Annotated in this window: 17 protein-coding genes and 1 pseudogene; 12 read left to right on the top strand and 6 right to left on the bottom strand. The window is 64.8% G+C overall.

The genetic code is table 11. From position 1 onward, the window contains the following. The first annotated feature begins 89 nt into the window (after positions 1-89). On the top strand, positions 90-743 hold the full coding sequence (locus VGR99_RS02970) for a DNA-3-methyladenine glycosylase 2 family protein (RefSeq protein ID WP_326896808.1): 654 nt from the start codon (positions 90-92) through the stop codon (positions 741-743). On the opposite strand, the gene VGR99_RS02965 is transcribed toward VGR99_RS02970, so the two are convergent. Next, positions 740-1,627: a LysR family transcriptional regulator gene (locus VGR99_RS02965; RefSeq protein WP_326896807.1), complete on the bottom strand. Its 888-nt coding sequence runs from the start codon at positions 1,625-1,627 to the stop codon at positions 740-742. The genes VGR99_RS02970 and VGR99_RS02965 overlap by 4 nt on opposite strands. Before the next feature lie 180 nt (positions 1,628-1,807). Here VGR99_RS02965 and VGR99_RS02960 point away from each other — a divergent pair, with 180 nt between their 5' ends. From VGR99_RS02960 to VGR99_RS02935, 6 genes and pseudogenes are all read left to right on the top strand, one after another. Continuing rightward, the gene (locus VGR99_RS02960) at positions 1,808-2,782 is read left to right on the top strand and encodes a nitronate monooxygenase family protein (RefSeq protein WP_326896806.1); all 975 of its coding nucleotides are present in this window, start codon (positions 1,808-1,810) and stop codon (positions 2,780-2,782) included. A 35-nt stretch (positions 2,783-2,817) separates the two neighbouring features. Next, a complete protein-coding gene (locus VGR99_RS02955) occupies positions 2,818-3,993 on the top strand; it encodes an ABC transporter substrate-binding protein (RefSeq protein WP_326896805.1) in 1,176 nt (391 codons plus the stop codon). Positions 3,994-4,011: 18 nt separating this feature from the next. Continuing rightward, a pseudogene (locus VGR99_RS02950) lies at positions 4,012-5,535 on the top strand (acyl-CoA synthetase); the annotation flags it as partial. A 101-nt stretch (positions 5,536-5,636) separates the two neighbouring features. Beyond that, positions 5,637-6,722: a DUF2855 family protein gene (locus tag VGR99_RS02945; RefSeq protein WP_326896804.1), complete on the top strand. Its 1,086-nt coding sequence runs from the start codon at positions 5,637-5,639 to the stop codon at positions 6,720-6,722. Between the two features lie 77 nt (positions 6,723-6,799). Further along, the gene (locus VGR99_RS02940) at positions 6,800-8,575 is read left to right on the top strand and encodes an NAD(P)/FAD-dependent oxidoreductase (RefSeq protein WP_326896803.1); all 1,776 of its coding nucleotides are present in this window, start codon (positions 6,800-6,802) and stop codon (positions 8,573-8,575) included. 170 nt (positions 8,576-8,745) lie between these two features. Next, positions 8,746-9,723: a peptidyl-alpha-hydroxyglycine alpha-amidating lyase family protein gene (locus tag VGR99_RS02935; protein WP_326896802.1), complete on the top strand. Its 978-nt coding sequence runs from the start codon at positions 8,746-8,748 to the stop codon at positions 9,721-9,723. Between the two features lie 151 nt (positions 9,724-9,874). Here VGR99_RS02935 and VGR99_RS02930 read toward each other — a convergent pair whose 3' ends face one another. After that, positions 9,875-10,852 carry a Bug family tripartite tricarboxylate transporter substrate binding protein gene (locus VGR99_RS02930; RefSeq protein WP_326896800.1) on the bottom strand — a complete coding sequence of 326 codons (978 nt, stop codon included), beginning with the start codon at positions 10,850-10,852 and terminating at the stop codon, positions 9,875-9,877. A gap of 163 nt (positions 10,853-11,015) precedes the next feature. Here VGR99_RS02930 and VGR99_RS02925 point away from each other — a divergent pair, with 163 nt between their 5' ends. Beyond that, a complete protein-coding gene (locus VGR99_RS02925) occupies positions 11,016-11,573 on the top strand; it encodes an HNH endonuclease (protein WP_008142962.1) in 558 nt (185 codons plus the stop codon). Between the two features lie 97 nt (positions 11,574-11,670). On the opposite strand, the gene VGR99_RS02920 is transcribed toward VGR99_RS02925, so the two are convergent. Beyond that, positions 11,671-13,287, bottom strand: coding sequence for a squalene monooxygenase (locus VGR99_RS02920; RefSeq protein WP_326896799.1), 1,617 nt, complete (start codon positions 13,285-13,287; stop codon positions 11,671-11,673). Between VGR99_RS02920 and VGR99_RS02915 the strand changes: the two genes are divergently transcribed. After that, the gene (locus VGR99_RS02915) at positions 13,265-15,256 is read left to right on the top strand and encodes a WG repeat-containing protein (protein ID WP_326896798.1); all 1,992 of its coding nucleotides are present in this window, start codon (positions 13,265-13,267) and stop codon (positions 15,254-15,256) included. The genes VGR99_RS02920 and VGR99_RS02915 overlap by 23 nt on opposite strands. Before the next feature lie 16 nt (positions 15,257-15,272). Here the strand turns inward: VGR99_RS02915 and VGR99_RS02910 are convergent, their stop codons facing one another. Both VGR99_RS02910 and VGR99_RS02905 read right to left on the bottom strand, forming a co-directional pair. Continuing rightward, positions 15,273-16,721, bottom strand: a complete 1,449-nt coding sequence (locus VGR99_RS02910) for a GH1 family beta-glucosidase (protein ID WP_326896797.1) — start codon at positions 16,719-16,721, stop codon at positions 15,273-15,275. 2 nt (positions 16,722-16,723) lie between these two features. Continuing rightward, positions 16,724-17,725, bottom strand: coding sequence for a glycoside hydrolase family 16 protein (locus tag VGR99_RS02905; protein WP_326896796.1), 1,002 nt, complete (start codon positions 17,723-17,725; stop codon positions 16,724-16,726). Positions 17,726-17,925: 200 nt separating this feature from the next. Between VGR99_RS02905 and VGR99_RS02900 the strand changes: the two genes are divergently transcribed. Then, positions 17,926-19,251: a glycosyltransferase family 87 protein gene (locus VGR99_RS02900; RefSeq protein WP_326896795.1), complete on the top strand. Its 1,326-nt coding sequence runs from the start codon at positions 17,926-17,928 to the stop codon at positions 19,249-19,251. Here VGR99_RS02900 and VGR99_RS02895 read toward each other — a convergent pair. After that, entirely contained in the window at positions 19,248-20,129 is an 882-nt protein-coding gene (locus VGR99_RS02895; RefSeq protein WP_326896794.1) for a DMT family transporter, read from the bottom strand. The genes VGR99_RS02900 and VGR99_RS02895 overlap by 4 nt on opposite strands. A gap of 171 nt (positions 20,130-20,300) precedes the next feature. Here VGR99_RS02895 and VGR99_RS02890 point away from each other — a divergent pair, with 171 nt between their 5' ends. Together VGR99_RS02890 and VGR99_RS02885 are read left to right on the top strand one after the other, a co-directional pair. After that, positions 20,301-20,522 carry a dodecin gene (locus tag VGR99_RS02890; RefSeq protein ID WP_326896793.1) on the top strand — a complete coding sequence of 74 codons (222 nt, stop codon included), beginning with the start codon at positions 20,301-20,303 and terminating at the stop codon, positions 20,520-20,522. A 128-nt stretch (positions 20,523-20,650) separates the two neighbouring features. After that, a complete protein-coding gene (locus VGR99_RS02885; protein ID WP_326896792.1) occupies positions 20,651-21,301 on the top strand; it encodes an HAD family phosphatase in 651 nt (216 codons plus the stop codon). Positions 21,302-21,315: the final 14 nt, after the last annotated feature.

Raw genomic sequence — 21,315 nt, 5'->3', positions numbered from 1 at the left:
TTCCAGGATCGCGATAGTATGGTCTTAGTCTTATCGTCCCTAGCCGTCCACAGGACGCGAATTCCGCATCGCCTCGAGCCGGTGTCATCATGACCATCCACCTCGAAACCCAGTCGGATCTCGAAGAGGCCGTCCATGCGCTGATCAAGCGCGATCCGCGCCTCAAGCCCGTGCTCGAGATCGCGGGCATGCCGGCGCTGCGGCGGCGTGAGCCGGGCTTTACGGGGCTCGCTCACATCGTCTGCGGGCAGCAGCTCTCGACGGCGAGCGCGGCGGCGATCTGGGGGCGGCTGTCGGCGGCGTTCGATCCGCTCGACCATGACGCGGTGCGCCGCGCCCGCACCGACCGGCTGGGGCGGCTCGGCCTTTCCGCCGCCAAGATCAAGACGCTGAAGCATCTCGCGCGCGAGATCACCGCGCAGCGGCTGAACCTCGACGTGCTCGCGGAGGAGGACGCTGACGCCGCGCATCACACGCTGATCTCGCTGCCCGGCATCGGGCCGTGGACCGCGGACGTCTATCTGCTGTTCTGCCTCGGCCATGGCGATGCCTGGCCGGCCGGCGACCTCGCCGTGCAGGAGGGCATCAAGATCGGCCTTGGCCTGCAGGCGCGGCCGACGGAGAAGCAGATGGCGCCGCTCGCCGAACCCTGGCGTCCGCTGCGCGGCGCGGCCGCGCATTTGTGGTGGAGCTATTATCGTGCGGTGAAGAAGCGCGAGGGCGTGCTCGCCGGATCGAACTAGCCGCGCAACCGCTCGCGATCGGCCCGGGCACATTCGGCCACGAAATCGATCACGGCGCGCACCGCGGACAGCTCGACCAGGTCGGGATGGGCGAGCAGCCAGAGATCGGCGACGCTGGCGAGCTTTTGCGGCGCGACGCGCACGAGGTCCGGATAGCTCTCCGCGACGAAGCACGACAGCGCGGAGATTCCGATTCCCGCGCGCACCGCCGCCAGCATGTCGCCCTGCGACGAGCAGCGCATCACCACGGTGCCCTGGCGCGTGATCGTATCGCTCCAGCGCGCCAGCTGTGCGTTGGAATCCTGATCGGCGAAACCGATGACGCTATGCCCCTTCCACTCGCCGCTCCGCTCCGGCAGGGACCGGCCGGCGGCGTAGTCGCGCGAGGCGTAGAAGCCGGTGCCGAGGCGGCCGATCTTGCGACCGACCAGATTTTCCTCGCCGCTGTCGACGGGGCGCAACACGACGTCGGCCTCCCGTCGCCGCACGCTGGCCGGAAACGGATGGGTGATGATCTCGAGCCGGATGTGGTCATGCGCGCCCAGAAAGGATCGCAGCCGCGGCATCAGCCAGTGCGAGGCCAGCGTCGCGCCGATCGAGAGCTTGACCGTGCCACGCGCCTTGCGGCCGCCCGCGCCAACCGCGGCCTCGGCCCGGAGCGCGGCAGCCGCCATCGCCTCGGCATGCTCGCGCAGCGTCCGGCCGTCGGCGGTGAGCACAAATCCCTCCGCCGCACGCGCCAACAGCTTGGTGCCGAGCTGTGCCTCCAGCGCGGCGATCTTGCGGCTGACGGTCGGATGGCTGGCGTGCAGCCGCCGCGCCGCAGCGGTGAAGCTGCCGGTGTCGGCGACTGCGACGAAGGTCTTGCAGAGATCCCAATCCACCGGCGGCCCCGTACAAAATTGAATATGCACGTGTTCAATATTGAACGATCCGCTCCCGGCCGTCCAACCCTATAGTGGGGGCAAATGCGCAGGCGGCGGACATTCCGCCGGCGCGAAAATCGACATGGAAGCGCTCACCTCCGGCCGGCAGGCCGTGATGTGCGTTGTCAGGAGGATCGGATGGCACTGCCTGCTCTGCTCAAGAACAATCTGGAGCTACCCGTCGTCGGCTCGCCTCTCTTCATCGTCTCCGGACCGGAGCTGGTGATCGCCCAGTGCAAAGCCGGCGTGGTCGGCTCGTTTCCGGCGCTCAACGCCCGTCCGGTCGAGAAGCTCGACGAATGGCTGAGCCGCATCGAGGACGAGCTCGGCGAATACAAGTCGCTCAATCCCGGCAAGAAGGTCGCGCCCTACGCCGTCAACCAGATCTGCCACGCCTCCAACGACCGGCTGATGAAGGACATGGAGACCTGTGTGAAGCACAAGGCGCCCATCATCATCACCTCACTGCGTCCGCCCGCGGAGATCGTCGAGGCCGCACACTCCTATGGCGGGCTGGTGTTCCACGACGTCATCAACGTCAAGCATGCGCGCAAGGCCGCCGAGCAGGGCGTCGACGGATTGATCCTGGTCTGCGCCGGCGCCGGCGGTCATGCCGGCACGCTGTCGCCCTTCGCGCTGGTACGCGAGGTCAAGCAATGGTTCGACGGCGCGATCCTGCTGTCGGGCGCGATCAGCGACGGCTACGGCATCGCCTCCGCGCTGACACTGGGCGCCGACCTCGCCTATATGGGCACGCGCTTCATCGCGACGCAGGAGGCCAATGCCGACCAAGCCTACAAGGCGGCTTTGACGCAGCACGCCGCGCACGACATCGTCTACACCAATTTGTTCACCGGCGTGCACGGCAATTATCTCGGCCCGTCGATTGCGGCCGCCGGGCTTGATCCGGACAATCTCCCGGTCGCCGACAAGACGAAGATGAATTTCGGCTCCGGCGGCAACATGAAATCCAAGGCGTGGCGCGACATCTGGGGATCGGGTCAGGGCATCGGCCAGATCCTGGATGCGCCGCCGGTCGCCGAGCTCGTCGACCGGATGAAGAACGAGTTCGATCAGGCGCGACAGGACTTCCTGCTGCGCGCCAGCGCCTGACGTCTCGGATTGACAACAAACGACAGGAGGACACCATGATGCGGGCAGCCGCTCTGCTTGGCGTTGCATTGCTGACTTTGGTCGTCGGCTCCGCCGGCGCCGACGATATCCGGATCGGACAGACCTTGCCCTATAGCGGTCCGGCCTCGGGCTTCGGCGCCATCGGCCGCACCCAGGAGGCCTTCTTCGAGAAGATCAACGCCGAGGGCGGCATCAGCGGCCGCAAGGTCAAGTTCATCTCGCTGGACGATGCTTACTCGCCGCCGAAGACGGTCGAGCAGACCCGCAAGCTGGTCGAGCAGGACGAGGTGCTGATGATGTTCGGCTCGCTCGGCACCGCCACCAACAGCGCCGTGCAACGCTACCTCAACGCCAAGAAGGTGCCGCAGCTGTTCGTGCTCTCGGGCGCCACCAAATGGGCCGATCCGCAGAAGAACCCGTGGACCATGCCGGGCATGGCAGCCTACGAATCCGAGGGCGTCGTCTATGCCAAGTACATCCTGCAGTCCAAGCCCGACGCGAAAATCGCGATCCTGTCCCAGAACGACGATTTCGGCCGGGACTATGTCGCAGGCTTCAAGCGCGCGCTCGGAGCCAAAGCCGCGAGCATGATCATCGCCGAGGCGAGCTACGAGACCAGCGCGCCGACGATCAGCTCGCAGCTCTCGACCCTGAAGGCCTCGGGCGCCAACGTGCTGTTCGGCGTCGTGCTCGGAAAGTTCACCTCGCAGGCGATCAAGGGTGTGGCCGAGATCGGCTGGAAGCCGGACCTGTTCTTCGTGCCGACGTCGGCCTCCTCGATCTCGTTCCTCGAGCCGGCCGGGCTCGACAACGCGGTCGGCCTGATCTCGTCGAGCAATCAGAAGGACACGATGGACCCGCAATGGGCCGACGATCCCGGCGTGAAGGAATATCTCGCCTTCATGAAGCAGTACATGCCGAGCGCGGATCTCTCCAACTCCAACTATGCCGCGGGCTATCACTATGCCACGTTGCTGATGACGGTGCTCAGGGCGTGCAAGGACGATGTCAGCCGCGACAACATCATGCGCCAGGCGGCCTCGCTGAAGGAAATCAAGTTGCCGCTACTGTTGCCGGGCATGGCTGTTTCGACCGGCCCGGATGATTATCTCCCGTTCCAGCAGCTTCAGCTTCGCCGCTTCAACGGCAAGAGCTGGGTGGGATTTGGCGACGTGCTGGATGATCGCTAGGCTCAAGCGAAACAAAAAGGACGCGCCATGATCATCAGCGGCGAACGCCGGATCGGCTATGACGAAATCCAGGCCCGCATCAGGCGGGCTGCGAGCGGTTTCAGCAGGCTCGGTGGCCGCGAAGGCACGCCGGTCGCGATGATGCTGCGTAATGATTTTGCGCTGTTCGAGGTGGTCGCGGCATCCGCGGCGCTCGCGAGGCCGGTGGTGCCGATCAACTGGCACCTGAAGGCCGCCGAAGTCCGCTATATCCTGGCCGACAGCGGCGCCGATGTCTTGGTCTGCCACGCCGACCTGCTGCCGCAGATTCGCGGCGGCCTGCCGGACGGCCTCACCCTGCTGGTCGTCGCGACGCCGCCGGAGATCGCCAGGGCATTCGAGATTCCGGTTGGACTCACCGGCGTCCCGGACGGATTGACTGGCTGGGACAGCTGGCGGGACAGCCAGGCGGAGCTTACCGAGCCGCAGCGCCGCAGCGCGCCGATGTTCTATACGTCAGGCACCACCGGGATGCCGAAGGGCGTGCGGCGCCTGCCGATGCGCCCTGAACAGATCGCGGCCTCCGAGCGCGTCGGGGCGATCGCCTATGGCGTCAAGCCGAATGAGGATCAGGTCGTTCTGATGAACGGCCCGATGTACCATTCCGCCCCGCATTCCTACGGCATGATGGCCTATCGCAACGGCTGCACCATCGTGCTCGAACCCCGATTCGATCCCGAAGACCTGCTGCAACTGATCGAGCGGCATCGCGTCACGCACATGCATATGGTGCCGACGATGTTCGTGCGCCTGCTGCGCCTGCCCGACGCAGTCAGGCGCCGCTACGATCTGTCCTCGCTGCGCTTTGTCGTCCATGGCGCGGCACCCTGTCCGCCCGACATCAAGAAAGCGATGATCGATTGGTGGGGGCCGGTCATCAACGAATATTTCGGCTCGACCGAGACCGGAATTCCGGTGTGGCATTCCGCCGACGAGGCGCTGAGGAAACCCGGTACGGTCGGCCGCGCCATCGAGGGCGGCATCGTCAAGATCTTCCGCGCCGACGGGAGCCTGTGCGACGTCAATGAACCGGGCGAGATCTACATGCGGCAGACCTCGGTGCCCGACTTCGACTATCACGGCAAGGCCGAGGCGCGTGCCGAAGCCGGCCGCAACGGTCTCGTCAGCGTCGGCGACGTCGGCTATCTCGACGCGGACGGCTATCTGTTCCTGTGCGACCGCAAGCGCGACATGGTGATCTCGGGCGGCGTCAACATCTACCCCGCCGAGATCGAGAACGTGCTGATCGGCATGCCCGGCGTGCGCGATTGCGCCGTGTTCGGCATCCCCGATGCGGAATTCGGCGAGCGGCTGTGCGCCTTTGTCGAGCCCGAACCGGATGCCGCGATCTCTGCCGTCGCGGTCCAGGCGTTCCTGCGCGAGCGACTGGCCAACTTCAAGGTGCCAAAGGACGTCGAATTCCGCGACGCGCTGCCGCGCGAGGCGACCGGAAAGATCTTCAAGCGCAAGCTGCGCGAGCCTTATTGGGCAAACCAAACCTAGCGGGTCGCGAACGAACAGCGTTTAAAACTATGTTGCTGTTGCAAATATCGCGCGCGTGATCGATGAGATGCCGGCACGGACACAAGCCGGGATCTGACATCATGACAGCCACCGACTTCATCGTTGCACGAGACGATTTCGAAAATTGCAGGACGATCTCGACCGAGCTGCCGACGGCGGACGCACTGCCGCAGGACGCACTATTGGTGAAGGTCGACCGTTTCGCCTTTACGGCCAACAACATCACCTATGCGGTGCTCGGCGACGAGCTGAAATACTGGCAGCTGTTTCCGGCACCCGGCGGCTTCGGCAACATTCCGGTGTGGGGCTTTGGCGAGGTGATCGCCTCGAAGCATCCGAACGTTCCCGTCGGAGAGCGCCTGTTCGGCTATTTTCCGATGGCGACGCATCTCGTCATCGAAGCCACCGACGTCAGCAAGCGCGGCTTGCGCGACGGCGCCGCGCACCGGCAGGGCGTCGCGCCGGTCTACAACGCCTATGCACGCGTCGGCGGCGATCCCGCCTATGCCGGCAGGCAGGGCGACTACCAGGCGCTGCTGCGGCCGCTGTTCATGCTGTCGTTCCTGGTCGACGATTTCCTCGCCGAGAACGAGGATTTCGGCGCGCGCACCGTGCTACTGTCGAGCGCATCGAGCAAGACCGCGTTTGGGCTGGCGCATCTGCTGCACACGCGCGGCCGCAAGGTGATCGGCCTCACGTCGGCCGGCAATACCGGCTTCGTCACCTCGCTCGGCTGCTATGACCAGGTCGTCACCTATGATCGCATCGCGTCCTTGCCATCGGACGCGCCGGTCGCCTTCGTCGACATGGCCGGCAACAGCGCGCTACGCGCCGGGCTGCATCGGCACTTCCGCGATCAGATGAAATGCTCGGTACGCGTCGGATTGACGCATCGCGCCACCGAGCCCGACGAAGGCGCACCGCCCGGCGCAAAGCCGCGCTGGTTCTTCGCCCCCGACCAGATCCGCAAGCGCGCCAAGGAATGGGGCCCGGGCGGCATCGAGCAGCGCTTTGGCGCGGCGTGGTCCGGCTTTGCGCCGGTGCTGGAAAGAAGCCTGAGCGTGGTCGAGAGCTGCGGCCCGGACGCGGTGCGGCAGGTCTATCTCGACACGCTGAAGGGCCGCATTCCGCCTGAGCAGGGCCACATGCTCTCGCTGCTCGGGTAAAGCGCTTTTTGCGGCCGTAGAACCGGTATAGCGTCGATCTCAAGAGGAAACGCCGCGAAGACGGCACGAGGTCGCAGATGCTGGACAGGACCAAGGATATTTCCGCTTCCGTACAAGCCTGGCTCGATGAGTTTGAGCGCGCGCTGGGCAAGCCTGAGCCCGGCGCGCTCGACCGCCTCTTCCTCGCCGACAGCTTTTGGCGCGACGTGCTGGCGCTAAGCTGGAACCTGCAAACACTTGCCGGCCGTGATGCGATCGCACGAGATCTGGCGACGCTCGCGCCGAAAGTGGCGCCGGGCCATTTCAAGATTGCGCCGAACCGCGCGGCACCGCGCTGGGTGACGCGCGCCGGCACCAACAACATCGAAGCGATCTTCAATTTCGAGACGTCACTTGGCCGGGGCAGCGGCATCGTGCGGCTGATGCCCGATCCCGCGGACGGCGACCGGCTGAAGGCCTGGACGCTGCTCACCGCGCTCGACGAGCTCAAGGGGTTCGAGGAACAGCTCGGCCTGTCGCAGCCGCGCGGCCAGGCCTACTCGCGCGATTTCCGCGGGCCGAACTGGCTCGATCTGCGCAACGCCTCACGCGACTATTCCGACCGCGAGCCGGCCGTGCTGGTGGTCGGCGGCGGCCAGGCCGGGCTCGCGATCGCAGCGCGACTGAAGCAGTTGCGGATCGACACGCTGATCGTCGATCGCGAGGCGCGGATCGGCGACAATTGGCGCAAGCGCTATCACGCGCTGACCCTGCACAACCAGGTGCAGGTCAATCACATGCCCTACATGCCGTTCCCACTGAGCTGGCCGACCTATATCCCCAAGGACAAGCTCGCCAACTGGTTCGAAGCCTATGTCGACGCCATGGAGCTGAACTTCTGGACCGGCACCGAGTTCGAGGGCGGCGCCTATGACGAGGCCAAGGGCCACTGGACGGTGACGCTGCGGCACTCCGACGGCAGCAAGCGCACCATGCATCCGCGCCATGTGGTGATGGGGACCGGGGTCAGCGGCATCGCCAACATGCCGGAGATTCCAACACTGAACAATTTCAAGGGCACTCTGCTGCACTCGAGCCGCTACGAGGACGGCGAGAACTGGACCGGCAAGCGCGCCATCGTCATTGGCAGCGGCAACAGCGGCCACGACATCGCGCAGGATCTCTATTCCAGCGGCGCCGAGGTGACGCTGGTGCAGCGCTCGCCCACGCTCGTCACCAATATCGAGCCCTCGGCACAGCTCGCCTATGCGACCTACAATGAAGGCACGCTCGAGGACAACGATCTGATCGCGGCCTCGATGCCGACGCCGCTGGCGAAGAAGACCCATGTGATGCTGACCGAGCAGTCGAAGGAGCTCGACAAGGAGCTGCTCGACGGCCTCCGCCGCGTCGGCTTCAAGCTCGATTTCGGCGAGGCCGGCACCGGCTGGCAGTTCAAATACCTCACGCGCGGCGGCGGCTATTATTTCAACGTCGGCTGCTCCAATCTGATCGTCGAGGGCGCGATCAAGCTGAGGCAGTTCGAGGACATCGCGAGCTTTACGGCCAACGGCGCGCAGATGAAGGACGGCACGAGCATCACCGCAGACCTCATCGTGCTCTCCACCGGCTACAAGCCGCAGGAATATCTGGTGCGGAAATTATTCGGCGATGCCGTCGCCGACCGCGTCGGCCCGGTCTGGGGCTTTGGCGACGGCTTTGAGCTGCGCAACATGTATGCGCGCACGAAGCAGCCCGGCCTGTGGTTCATTGCCGGCAGCCTCGCGCAGTGCCGGATCAACTCGAAATACCTTGCTCTACAGATCAAGGCCATCGAGGAAGGAATTTTGGGGCGCGAGGCGGGCACCGTTTAACCCTCCCGTCATTGCGAGCCACCGGGTCCGCGCGAAGCGCGGCCCGATGACAGGCTCCGCGAAGCAATCCAGAATCTTTCCGCTGAGACAGTCTGGATTGCTTCGCTGCGCTCGCAATGACAGTGTGGAGACGATTGAGCGCAGCTGAGGCGATCTAAAGGGAGTTTACTATGCCAGCCATTCTCGGCACCGGCGAGCACCGCTACCGCGTCGTCGAAAATTTCGCCAAGCTGCCCGACGGCTGGCAGCTCACCGACGTCGCCTCGGTCGCGGTCGACAGCAAGGACCGGGTCTACGTCTTCAACCGCGGCGAGCATCCGATGGTGGTGCTGGACCGCGAAGGAAATTTCCTCCGGAGTTTTGGCGAAGGCCTGTTCTCCCGTGCGCACGGCCTGCACATCGATGCCGACGACAATCTCTATTGCACCGATGACGGCGACCACACCGTGCGCAAATGCACCACCGACGGCGAGGTGCTGCTGACGATCGGCATTCCGGCAAAGCCGGCGCCGTTCATGAGCGGCGAGCCGTTCCACCGTTGCACCCATACCGCGCTGTCGCCGAAGGGCGAGATCTACGTTTCCGACGGCTACGGCAATGCGCGCGTGCACAAATACACACCGGACGGCAAGCTGATGAAAAGCTGGGGCGAGCCCGGCACCGATCCCGGCCAGTTCAACATCGTACACAATATCGCCACCGATGCCGACGGCTGGGTCTATGTCGCCGACCGCGAGAACCATCGCGTGCAGGTGTTCAATGGCGAGGGCAAATACGAGACGCAGTGGAACAATCTGCACCGCCCCTGCGCGCTGTGCTGCTGCGGCGGGGTCAAGAGTCCGACCTTCGTCATCGGCGAGCTCGGTCCCGGCCTCGACATCAACCGCAACGTGCCCAATCTCGGCCCGCGGCTGTCGATCGTCGATGCGCAGGGCAAGCGCATCGCGCGGCTCGGCGGCGAAGCGGGCCCGGGCGTTGCCAGCGGCAAATTCCTGGCGCCGCACGGCATCGCGCTGGATTCAAGGGGCGACATCTATGTCGGCGAGGTCGGCGTCACCAACTGGACGACGAGTTTTCCGAACGAGGAAATGCCAGCCGTGGTGCGCGCGACGCGATGCTTGCAGAAGCTGGAGCGGGTGCGGGAGTAATCGGGGCGCGCGGCGCCACACACTCAACTGTCGTCGCCCGGCTCGACCGGGCGACCCAGTATTCCAGAGACGGCAGTGGCTGAAACCGTAAGGCCGCGGCGTACTGGATGCCCCGGTCAAGCCGGGGCATGACAGCGGTCGCGGCGGCGCCCTACTCCACCTTCACCCTCGACGCCTTGATGATCGGCCACCAGCGCTCAGCCTCCTCCTTCTGCCAGGCGCGCAATGCCTCGGGCGATTGCTGCGCGGGGGGCGAGACCTGGATGCCGAGCTCGGCAAAGCGCTGCGTCACCTGCGGGCTCGCCAGGATCTGGACCATGCTGGTGCTGAGCCTTGCGATGATGTCTTTCGGCGTGCCCTTCGGCGCCCACAATCCGTACCAGAGCGAAGCGGAATAGCCTGGTAGCCCGGCTTCATCGGCCGTCGGAATGTTCGGCCAGGACGGCGAGCGCGTCTTGCTCGTCACCGCGAACGTCTTGATGCTGCCGGCGCCGACCAGCGCCCTGAAGTTGGAGGCAGGCTCGATCATGGCGTCGATCTGGCCGGCGACGAGGTCCTGCATCGCCGGGCCGTTGCCGCGGTAAGGCACGAACTGAAATTTAGTGCCGGTCTCCTTCTGCAGCGCGATGCCGGCGAGATGGCCGGTCGCGCCGACGCCGGCAATCCCGACCGACGCCTTGTCCGGATTGGCCATCAGCCACGCGATCAATTGTCTGAGATCGTCCGCCGGCAGATCCTTGCGGCCGACGATCAGCAGCGGCTCGCTGCCGATCAGGATGATCGGCTCGAGATCGCGGAGCAGATCGAACGGCAGCGCATAGAGCCCACCGGTGAGCATATGCGTGGTCGAGGTTCCGATCGACAGCGTGTAGCCGTCGGGGCTGGCGCGCACTGCGCGGCCGACGCCGAGCGAGCCGGCCGCGCCGCCGACATTCTCGATCACGATCGGCTGCTTCAGCTCGGCGGTCAGGCGTTCACCGAGGAAACGCGCCAGGGTGTCGGTGGCGCCGCCTGCCGGGAACGGCACGATCATGGTGACGGGGCGCGTCGGATAATCCTCAGCCGCAACGGCGCAAATCGGCGCCGCGCCGAGCACGGCCGCGAGCAGCGCGGCCAACCAGCCTCGCATGGACCCCTCCCCGAATCGCGGCGTTTTTGAGCGTTTGCCACCCCGCCGCCGTATTGCTTGCGCCTGAATAAGTCGCTCAACGGGCTTCACAATCCCGTCACGCTGCATGTAGTATGTCAATACATGCTGCTTCGCAGCGTATATTGGAGGCCGGGAGCGTTACTTGAACGCACATGTCTCGCAAGGCAGTTGGCCGGTGCTGGTCCTCAACGCGGACTTCCGGCCGCTGAGTTACTACCCACTGTCTCTGTGGTCGTGGCAGGACGCGATCAAGGCGGTGTTCCTCGATCGCGTCAACATCGTCGCTCACTACGATCAGGCGGTCCACAGCCCCACGCTGCAAATGCAGCTGCCGAGCGTCGTCTCGCTCAAATCCTTCGTCAAGCCGACCACCCATCCGGCCTTCACCCGGTTCAACGTCTTCCTGCGTGATCGTTTCGCCTGCCAATATTGCGGCTCGCCCGAAGACCTCACCTTCGATCACATCATCCCGCGCAGCAAAGGCGGCCAGACCACCTGGGAGAACGTGGTCGCGGCATGCTCGCCCTGTAACCTGCGCAAGGGCAATCTCACGCCCGCGCAGGCCAAGATGTTTCCGCGCCAGAGCGCATTCGCGCCGACCGTGCACCAGCTTCACCGCAACGGCCGCCTGTTCCCGCCGAACTATCTGCACGATAGCTGGCTGGACTACCTCTACTGGGATACGGAGCTGGATCCGTAGGCCGAGACAGTGTCCACCGCTGCGCGCCCGATCATTCTGCTGAGCCCAAAAGCAAAAGACCCGCCGGCTTGCCGACGGGTCTTCGTCTCATCGAGCGTCAGGCACTTTGCACCAGGGAATGAGACTCGATTCGCCGCCGGATATCGGGCTCGTTGAGCAGGTCGAACGGCGCCATGAGCTGCACGACATCGGAGAAGGCCCGCTGAACCACCGGATCGGCCACGGCGGCCCGGAACAGAGCGGCTTCGAACTGCCGGCTTTCCTCGTAACGCTCCGGACGCTCGCCGCGCGTGGTCGGATAGGCGAAATCGGCGATCACGCCCATGTTCCAGGGCGCCTGCAGCAGCGCCCCCACTTCCGACATGAATGCGGCCTGGAGCGCCTCGATCGGATCCTCCTCCCCGTCGACGCGCCCCAGGAGGTCGTGCAGCAGCTTTGCCTCGCGGGCTGCGACCGTCATGCCCTGCCCGTAGACCGGATTGAACCGGCACAGCGAATCCGCCACCGGGAGAATCCCGCGCGGCAGCCGCTCGAGCCGTTCGAAATGCCGCCAGCGACTCGCATCGAGCACGAAATGCCGGAGACCACCGGGCGGCAACAGCTTGTAGATCGCGTTGTAGATCGCCGGCGTGTTCAGCCGGCGCGCGACGGCGAGAAACTCCTCCCAGGTGTTCGGCCGATCCGTGGCGCCGTGATGGGAAATCGATGCAAACCAGCGCCCGCCTTCGAGCGGAATGATCAGCCCGGCGGTCGCCGAAATGGCCGGATCGGGCAAGGTGACCAGATTAAGCCAGTTGAACGACGTCCGCGTTGGCCTGAGGACCGCGGTCGTGTAGCTGATGTCGACGCCGACGACGGTCTCCTGCGGCTTTTCCCAGCCGAGCACGTCGAGCAGGCCGAGCGTCGGCGCGCCGCGGCCGGATGCGTCGATCACGAGATCCGCCTCGATTGCGGCACCGACGCCTGCATCGCTCTCGAACTTGACCATCGGCCGCATCGCAGCCGGCACGATCTCCGTCACGCGGCTCTGCGATTGCAAGGCGACATTGGGAATCGCGACGACCTTTCGGCGCAAGGTGTGCTCGATCAGCGGCCGCGAGGCACACAGCAGTGACGTCCCGCAATCGCGCCGCGGCAGAGCGCCGACATCCGGCCGCTCGTACTGGACGTCGTCAAAGACGTTCACGGGAACCGCACCGGCGGCAGCAAGATCCTGCGCGTATCCGGGGAAGAGGGAGTCGAGCGCCTGCAATCCACCGGCCAGAAGAAGATGCGGATGCCGGTCTTGGGGAACGCCGGCGCGGGACATGACCGAGGCCGGCAGCGTGTCGCGTTCGAGAATGACGACCTCCTTGAATGCGGAGGACAGCGCCCCGGCCACAGACAATCCGCCCATCCCCGCTCCGATGACGACCGCGCGCTGCCCAAAATGACGGTTCATGTTCATTCCCTTGGTGATTTGCTTCACCGCCCTTCTCTGCGTGGGCCGCACTACGGGAATGTTTCCGATCGCGGGATCTTTGTTTCGATTGCAACGTAGCGGCCGGGATGCCTGAGCGTTGCGTCCGAACGGCGCGCGGGTTCGACATTCGTGAGACCGGCCAATCGTTTTGGTTGTAATGGAAGTCCAGGACACGTTCTCGCCACGGATCATCGGTATCCGACCCAACCGGAATACCGGGAAGGTCGCGATGGGTGCATGCAGCTGGTTCAAAGTCGCATTGGTTGTTTTCTCATTCGCGAATGGCGCGGTTGCACAGGACCTGCCGTCGGAGCTCACGCCTGTCGGCAAGGCCATCCTTCAGGCCAAGGTCGCGGCCAAAGACCGTTCAGGATCAGGCAAGCCAACAGATTTTCCATCGGCCATGTGCACCTTCCCGGGCGGTCTGTGCGGTGCGGTTTGGCGTGACGGTTCGGTGGCAGTGCCGCCGCGATACGATTGGGTCGGCAGCTTCGCGGAGAAGCGCGCCGCAGTCCGCATCAGAGGGCTCTACGGCTTGGTGGACGACGAAGGACACGAGGTCGTCACACCGCAATACAGCCTCGTGGACGACTACAAGTTTGGCTTCGCGCAAGTCGAGGTCGAGGGCAGATCGGGCCTGATCGATCGCAGCGGCAAGATGATCTTCGCACCAACATACGGGTTCATCGAAGCGATCGGCCCCGATCGCTTCCAGGTATCGGATGTTCGACGACGCGGCGGAAAGGTCGGCAGCGAGAATTTTTCCGGAATCACGGTCACCCACACCGCAGATGGCGTCAGCGTGTCCTTCCCCTTCGATTTCATGAATAGCGGCGTCATCGATATGTCCGGTCAGTGGATCCAACCGCCGGGCCTGCCGCCGCGTGAATTCGATAAAGGGAATCCAACAGTCCATTGGGTCGAGAGCGACGGACTTTGGGGGCTTTTGCAGGCCGACGGAAACTGGCTCGTTCAACCGAGATATCAGAAGGCGGAGGGGTTAAGCGACGGCCTCGCCCGCGTGACTCTCGACGGCAAGGTCGGCTTCGTCGATGGCAGCGGGCAATTGACCATCGAGCCGGTCTTCGACAAGGCGTGGCCGTTCCGGCTCGGCATCGGACGTACGTCCGCGGAACGCGACGGCAGCGTCGGTGTGATCGATCGATCCGGTTCCTGGATATTTCAAACCAGCTATCAGCAAATTCACCTGGCGATTGCCCGGCACCGGGAGCCGCACTCCGAATCGCCATTCGGATGGCACTTCAAGCAAGCGGACCGCTGGGGCCTCCTGGACCTCGATGGCCGCGTGTTGCTCGCCGCCGAGTTCGATCAGCCCGTCGAGGCATGCCAAGACCGGCGACTGGTCGCCTACATGAACAAGGAATGGCTGTACTACACGGGAGACGGAAGCCCCCTGCAACCGCTCGGAGGTCGGTTGATCGATGCGACATGCGGGCGCGCGCCGCCGTACACATTGAAGATCGGCGACAAGCTCCAGTTGGTCGACGCACGCTCCAGGCCTCTTGCGCCGATGCAGTTCGACGCAGTCACGCCGGTCGGACCCGACGCCAAAGATGTCAAGATCGACGGAAAGTGGGGACGCATAAGATCCGACGGCAGCTGGCTGATCGAGCCGAGGTTCGACTACCTTTCGAACAACTCCGATCCCTTGGTCGCATCCATTGCCGGCAAGCGCGGCATCATGAAACTGGACGGGACGTGGCTGATCGAGCCAAAATTCGACGCCGCCCGAATTCGGCCAGACGGCACCGCCTTTGTCTCAAGCGCCGGCGCAACAGGGATCATCCGGATCAAGGATCAATCCTGGGTCATGCAGCCTCGTCCGGGCGTCATGTGCGATATCGACAACGCGATCATGTCTCAGGCTGGCGGAAAACGCGTGATCCTGTCTCCCGGCGGCGAGGTCTGGATCGACGCCGACGCCGTGCGCGTCGGCATCAATCTCGACTTCGGCCTCCTGACATTCTTGAAAGACGGCAAATGGGGGTTGGTCGATACGGCTGGGCACGTGACGGCCGAGCCGCAATATGACGAGCCGGTCTATTTCGCGCTGCACTATCGCGGCATTGCCTGGGCCAAGCAGAACGGCAAATGGTGCCCGATTGATCGGCGCAACCATGCCGTCCCGGGGATCGCATGCTCCGATGTCAATCCCGCGCCCACTCTGGCGCCGCGGTTCGAATGCAAGATCGAGCCGTGAGCACTTCGCCTCCGGCTCACACCCCGATCGCGTTCCGCGCGATCACATCACGATAGAACGCCGCGCTCAGTTTCGGCACCCGCACCTGCGTCTCGAAGTCGACCCGGTAGAGCCCGAAGCGCTTGCCGTAGCCGAAAATCCATTCGAAATTGTCCATCAGGCTCCAGAGGAAATAGCCGCGGATCGGGACACCCTCGGCGACTGCGCGCTGCATCTGGGTCAAATAATTGCGCAGGAACATGATGCGGTCGAGGTCGTAGACCTGGCCGTCGGCGGAAATCTTGTCCTCGGACGAGGTGCCGTTCTCGCTGATGTAGATGGTGTCGATGTTCCAGATCTTTGCCGCAAGGCGCGGGGCCCAATAGATCACCTCGGGGCCGACCCGCAGCCATTCCGAATTCATATGCGGGAACGAATTCGGGAACGGCAGCACGTGGAAGCCCGGTGCCTTGTCGGAGGCCGTGACGTAGAACTGCGGTGCGTAGATGTTGAGACCGACGAAATCGTTCGGCGTGCCGATGATCTTCAATTCCTCGGCCGTGAACTTCGGCGCGTCCGCGCCGGCATAGGCGAGGAAGCCGTCGGTGTATTTGCCCTCGAGCACCACGCCGAGGAAGCCGGCATTGAGCTCGCGCGTCGCGATCTCGGCGGCGCGGATGTTGTCCGGCGTGGCGATCGCCGGCACGCAGGCCGCGATGTTCTCGGCCGCGCCGACACGCGTGCCGGCGCGCCCGGAGGCGCGGATCGCCTGCACGGCAAGTCCGTGCGCGAGCGCGACATGGTGACGGGCCTGGTTGAGCTGCGCGGTCGGCAGCTTGAGGCCGGGCGCGTCGATGCCCCAGCCATAGCCGAAATTCACGAAGCGCCCGACCTCGTTCACGGTGAAGACATGCTTCACGCGATCGGTCAGGCGTGCGGCGACGTAGGCGGCGTAGTCGGCAAAGGCTTTCGAGGTGTCGCTCGACTGCCAGCCGCCGACGCGGTCTTGCAGCGCCTGCGGCAGGTCCCAGTGATAGAGCGTCGCATAGGGCTCGATATCATTCGCGAGCAGCTCGTCGACGAGGCGATTGTAGAAGTCCAATCCCTTCGGATTGGGCTGGCCGGTTCCGTCCGGAAATATGCGCGGCCATGCGATCGAGAAACGGTAGGCCTTCACGCCCAGCGCCTTGATCAGCGCGACGTCGTCCTTGTAGCGATGATAGTGCTCGTTGGCGCGGTCGCCGGTGGAGCCGTCCTCGATCTTGCCGGGCGTGTGGCTGAAAATGTCCCAGATCGACTTGCCGCGGCCATCCTCGTTGACGGCGCCTTCGATCTGGTAGGACGAGGTCGCCGTGCCCCACAGGAAATCCTTCGGGAAGGGCGCGCCTCGCGCGGGCGTCTCTGTGGCCCGCGCGCCGGCCGCTACGCCAAGCGCGGTCAAGCCCGCGAACCTGGCAAAATCGCGCCGCGAGACTTTTGCGAACATCGCTATCTCCGGGCCTGCTCCATGTCGATCTGATAGACGGAAATCCGGTCGATCTCGAATGCGACACTCGGTGGCGATTCCGCATCGACCTGACTGACGCCTGGAAAGAATTTCGATCCGATCGCGAGATTGACGATCATGTACATGGGATCGTCGAAGCCGATCGGCACCTTGATGTCGGAGACCGGCATGCGGTCGATGAAATAGACCAGCCGGTCCTCCTCCCAGAGCACACCGTAATTGTGGAATGCGCGCGAAGCATCGCCGAGCGCGAAGTCGAAGCCGCAGGACTGGATCTTCTGGGTCGAGGAAATCCGCCAATGCGTGGTCATGACGAGATCACCGGGTCGCTCGCCGCGGCCCTCCAGCACGTCGACCTCCGGCGGCCAGCCGCCGTCATCCGCCAGCATCCAGAATGCCGGCCACACCGCATGACCGACCGGCACCTTGGCGCGGATTTCGAAATACCCGTGCTTCTGCGCGAAGGTGCCCTGCGTCGTCAGGATTCCCGAGATGTACTCGTTGTTGAACAACACCGACTTCAATTCCGGCGGCGTACGGCTGGCGACGATCGACAGCACGCCGTCCTTGACCTTGAACGGATCAAGCCCGAGCGGCGCCCCCGCACGGCCTGCGTAGCGCGGATCGACATAGATCTGCTGTTCGCCATTGGCGCTGGTCTTACGCTTGAAGTCGGAGCCGTCACCGCCCCAATAGCGCGCCTCGGGCCACGCCGCACCGCCGGCGTAATGCGGCACCCAGCGTCCATGCGACAGCGGATGCTCGTCGAAATCGTCGTTGAAGGTCCGGCGCAGCGGCAGGAACACGAGCGAGCTGGGGTTGACGGTCTGAAGCCTGCGGCACTCGATCGTGGAAGGATCGGTGGTGACTTGCAGCGACAGGCTGCGCGGCGCGTCATGAAGCTCGTCCTGCGCGGCAATGGGCGCAGGCACGGCCGACAAACCGATCGCAACCAGAGCGCCCTTCGTCCAACGATGGATCATCACCGCACATCGAGCATGCCGGGAAACCCGCAAAGGTTAGCGCGGCCGTCCCTGAACGGGCAAGCGCGCCCGTCCGACGCCCGCGGGCGATTTCGAAAAGGCATATCGACCTGAACCGGCCCGGATCCTCGCGCCCCGGTCTGCCAGACAGGCGCGCCCCCAAAATCCCTCCCTAATCGTTACCGTCCCTTAAGCCTCCGATGGCAGTTTGGCGGGGACCTGCGGACCCGCCCGGCCGCCCATCCGTCAGGTTCGAGGTCGCCGCCGCCATGCTCGCCGAAACACTGGAACAGGTTCGCCTCTCACCGTCGAAGCGGACGACCTATGTGCGTTTCGCGCTGGCCGCGCTGGCAGTGATCGTGTCATTCAAGGCGTTCTGGTTCGCCCGCTGGGGTAGCTGGGCAACCCGCGAGCTCGCCGATTTCGACGCCTTCCACATCGTCGCGCAGCGCGTCTGGCGCGGCGACCTCGACCAAGTCTATCATTTCGAGGCGCTGCTGAAGATGCAGATGGAGGCTGCCGGCGGCATGACCAGTTTCATGCCCTGGACCTATCCGCCGCAATACGCTCTCCTGCTGGCGCCGTTCGCATTCCTGCCGGTCGGCGTCGGCTATCTCCTGTTCACTGCCGCGACACTCGCGCTTTATCTCGTGGCCCTGCGCGCGATCGCGGGCGCGAATTTCGCGCAGGTGCTGGTGGTGCTGTTTCCGGCGCTCGCGATCACCATCGGCTGCGGACAGAATGGCTTTCTCACCGGCGCGCTGATCGCGCTGGTTTGCCTCAATGTCGACGGGCGGCAATGGCTCGCTGGCCTCACGCTCGGCGCCATGGTCATCAAGCCGCACCTTGCCATTGCCGTCGGCGTCTACCTGCTGGCGACGCGGCGCTGGATCGCGCTCGCGACTGCGGCGGTCGTCGTGCTGGCGAGCGCCCTGCTCTGCACGCTGCTGTTCGGCTGGCAGATCTGGATCGCGTGGTTGGGGTCGATCAGGGAATCGGCGAGCTATCTCGAGCAGGGCTTCTATCCGCTCTTCCGCATGATCTCGGCCTATGCCGCGCTCTACATGGCCGGCTTTCCGGCGAGCGCCGCCTTCTGGGGACAGGTTGCTGTTGCTGGTCTCGCCCTGCTCGCCGTCCTCGTCGGCGCCGCCCGCGGCCTGTCGTCCAGATTCACGCTCGGCGTCACCGTGATGGTGTCGGTGATGATCAGCCCCTATGCCTATGATTACGACCTGCCGATCCTCGGGGTCGGTCTGGCGCTGGCACTGCCCGATCTCGTCAGGATCGCGAGCCCGCGCGAGCGCGACGTGGCCTACGGCCTGATCCTGCTCGCCGGCGCCTATGGCCTGTTGCAATCGGCGCGACTGGCCATGCAATTCGGGCAGAAGGTGGATCTCGATCAGCATTTCGCACCGGCGATCGGCGGCTTTGCGCTGATGGCGTTGCTGGTTCTGCTTCTGCAGCTGGTTTGGCGCGGAACGCAGCTCGCGCCGGTCGTACCGGAAGCGGCGCAGCAGCCGTCCTAGGATCGCTGTAGCGCCAGCGTCACGCCGCCGAGCGTGAGCGCCATCGCCGTCCATTCACGCAGGCCCAGCGGTTCGCCCAGGATGATCGCGGCGGAGATGACGCCGATGACGGGGACGATCAGCATACCGGTCGAGGCCGAGGTCGGCGGCAGACGGCGCAAGGTCTCGAACCAGGTGACGTAGCAGATCCCCATCGGCACCAGCGTCATATAGACGAAGCAGCCGAGCCCAACCGGCGTGATCGCCGAGAAGTTCGGCTGCTCGAACAGCAGACCAAGGATCAGCATCGTGGCGCAGCCGAGCCCGACCTGCCAGGCAACGACCACCAGCGGCGGCATCGGCAGCGGCTTGCGGTTGAGGACGTTGCCGAGCGCGAACAGGATGGCGCAGGACAGCGCCAGCGCAATGCCCAGCAGCTTGTCGGCGCCGAACGCAAAGCCGTTGCCGCTCAGCAGCAGCACGACGCCGGCCACACCGAGAACAAGCCCGAAAACGTCCCGCAGGGTCGGCCGCGTGTGCAGCACCGGCCAGGCGAACAGCATGGCCCAGATCGGCATGGTGTAGGCGAGCAGCGCGCCTTCGCTGACGGTCACGTATTTCATCGCGACCGTGCCGAGCCCCATCCAGGCAAAGACATTGGTGAGGGTCGCAAACAGCAGCCGCGGGATCGCCTCGCGCGGAACGACGAACGATTCCCTCCGGCTCAGTGCTAGGGTCCCGAGAATGAGCGAAGCGCAGACGCCTGCCAGCCCACGCGCGAACAAGGGCGGCCACTCCTGAAGCAGCAGCTTCATCAACGGCCAGTTCAGCGCCCAGCCGAACGCCGTCACGCAGAGGCAGAGAGAGCCGATCGTCCTGTCGCGCCGCGCCGAATCCATGGATAGCGCTTAGCAGGCCGGTTGAGCCCGCTCCACCTCGGCTGGCGCATGCGGGCCATCGCCGAGCAGGGAACCCGAAGCGCAGGATGCCCGTTCAGAGTGGAGGCCCGGCGCTCCCATATGCACCGCGGGAGCAATATCCGGGCCCGCCACAACACAGGGAGGCACAGCATGCCCACCGCCGAGAAGGATCACGTCTACAAGATCCTGGAATTGGTCGGATCGTCCGAGAATTCGATCGAGGATGCGATCAAGAACGCGATCAGCCGCGCCGCCAAGACCGTCCGCGACATGAAATGGTTCGAGGTGGTGCAGACGCGCGGCCACATCGAGAACAATACCGTACGCCACTACCAGGTGACGCTGCGCGTCGGCTTCACGCTGGAAGGATAGGCCGTACACCGAGCGCAGCGAACGCAAACCTACAGGCTCGCCTCTCGCACGCGCAACGCAGCAACCTGACGCGGGTGTCTGATTTGTCGCCCGCGTTCGGGCGCGATATGACTTGGGATCGCGGCCGGATGTTCGGCCCATCCGAGAGTGTTGCCGTGACTGACGAAATCAAGCTTGTTCTCTTCGACATGGACAATGTCCTCTGCGACTACGACAGGGGCAAGCGTGTCGCATCTCTGGCCGAGCTCGCAGGGACCAGCAGCGAAGCCGTCCATGCGGCGATCTGGGACAGCGGCTTCGAGCTGCTCGGCGATTCCGGCGCGATCGACGCCGCGGACTATCTTCGGGGCTTTGGCGAGCGCATCGGCTATCCGCTCTCGCTCGACGAGTGGGTGGAGGCGCGGCGCCGTTCGATGCAGGCCGACCTCGCGATGCTGGAGATGGCCCGCCGCCTCCGCGACACCGTCGATATTGCGGTCCTCACCAACAACACCACGCTGGTTGCCGATCATATCGACACCCTGCTGCCGGACCTGCGCCCGCTGTTCGGCTCGCGAATCTACACCTCGGCGCAGTTCAAGACGGCGAAGCCGGACCCGCGCTGCTACCGCCTCTGCCTGTCGGAGCTACAGGCGGCACCGGAAACCGTCCTGTTCGTCGACGATCTCGCGGCCAATGTCGCCGGTGCGCGCGAGGCGGGCCTGTTCGCGCATCACTACAATTCGGTGGAGGCTTTCAGGCAGACCCTGTCGGAGCATGGCCTGCTTCAGGGCGAATGAAGGCGTGCATCGCC

The organism is Bradyrhizobium sp. (assembly GCF_035935975.1).
Lineage (GTDB): Bacteria > Pseudomonadota > Alphaproteobacteria > Rhizobiales > Xanthobacteraceae > Bradyrhizobium.
This window is presented reverse-complemented; position numbering and strand designations above follow the sequence as displayed.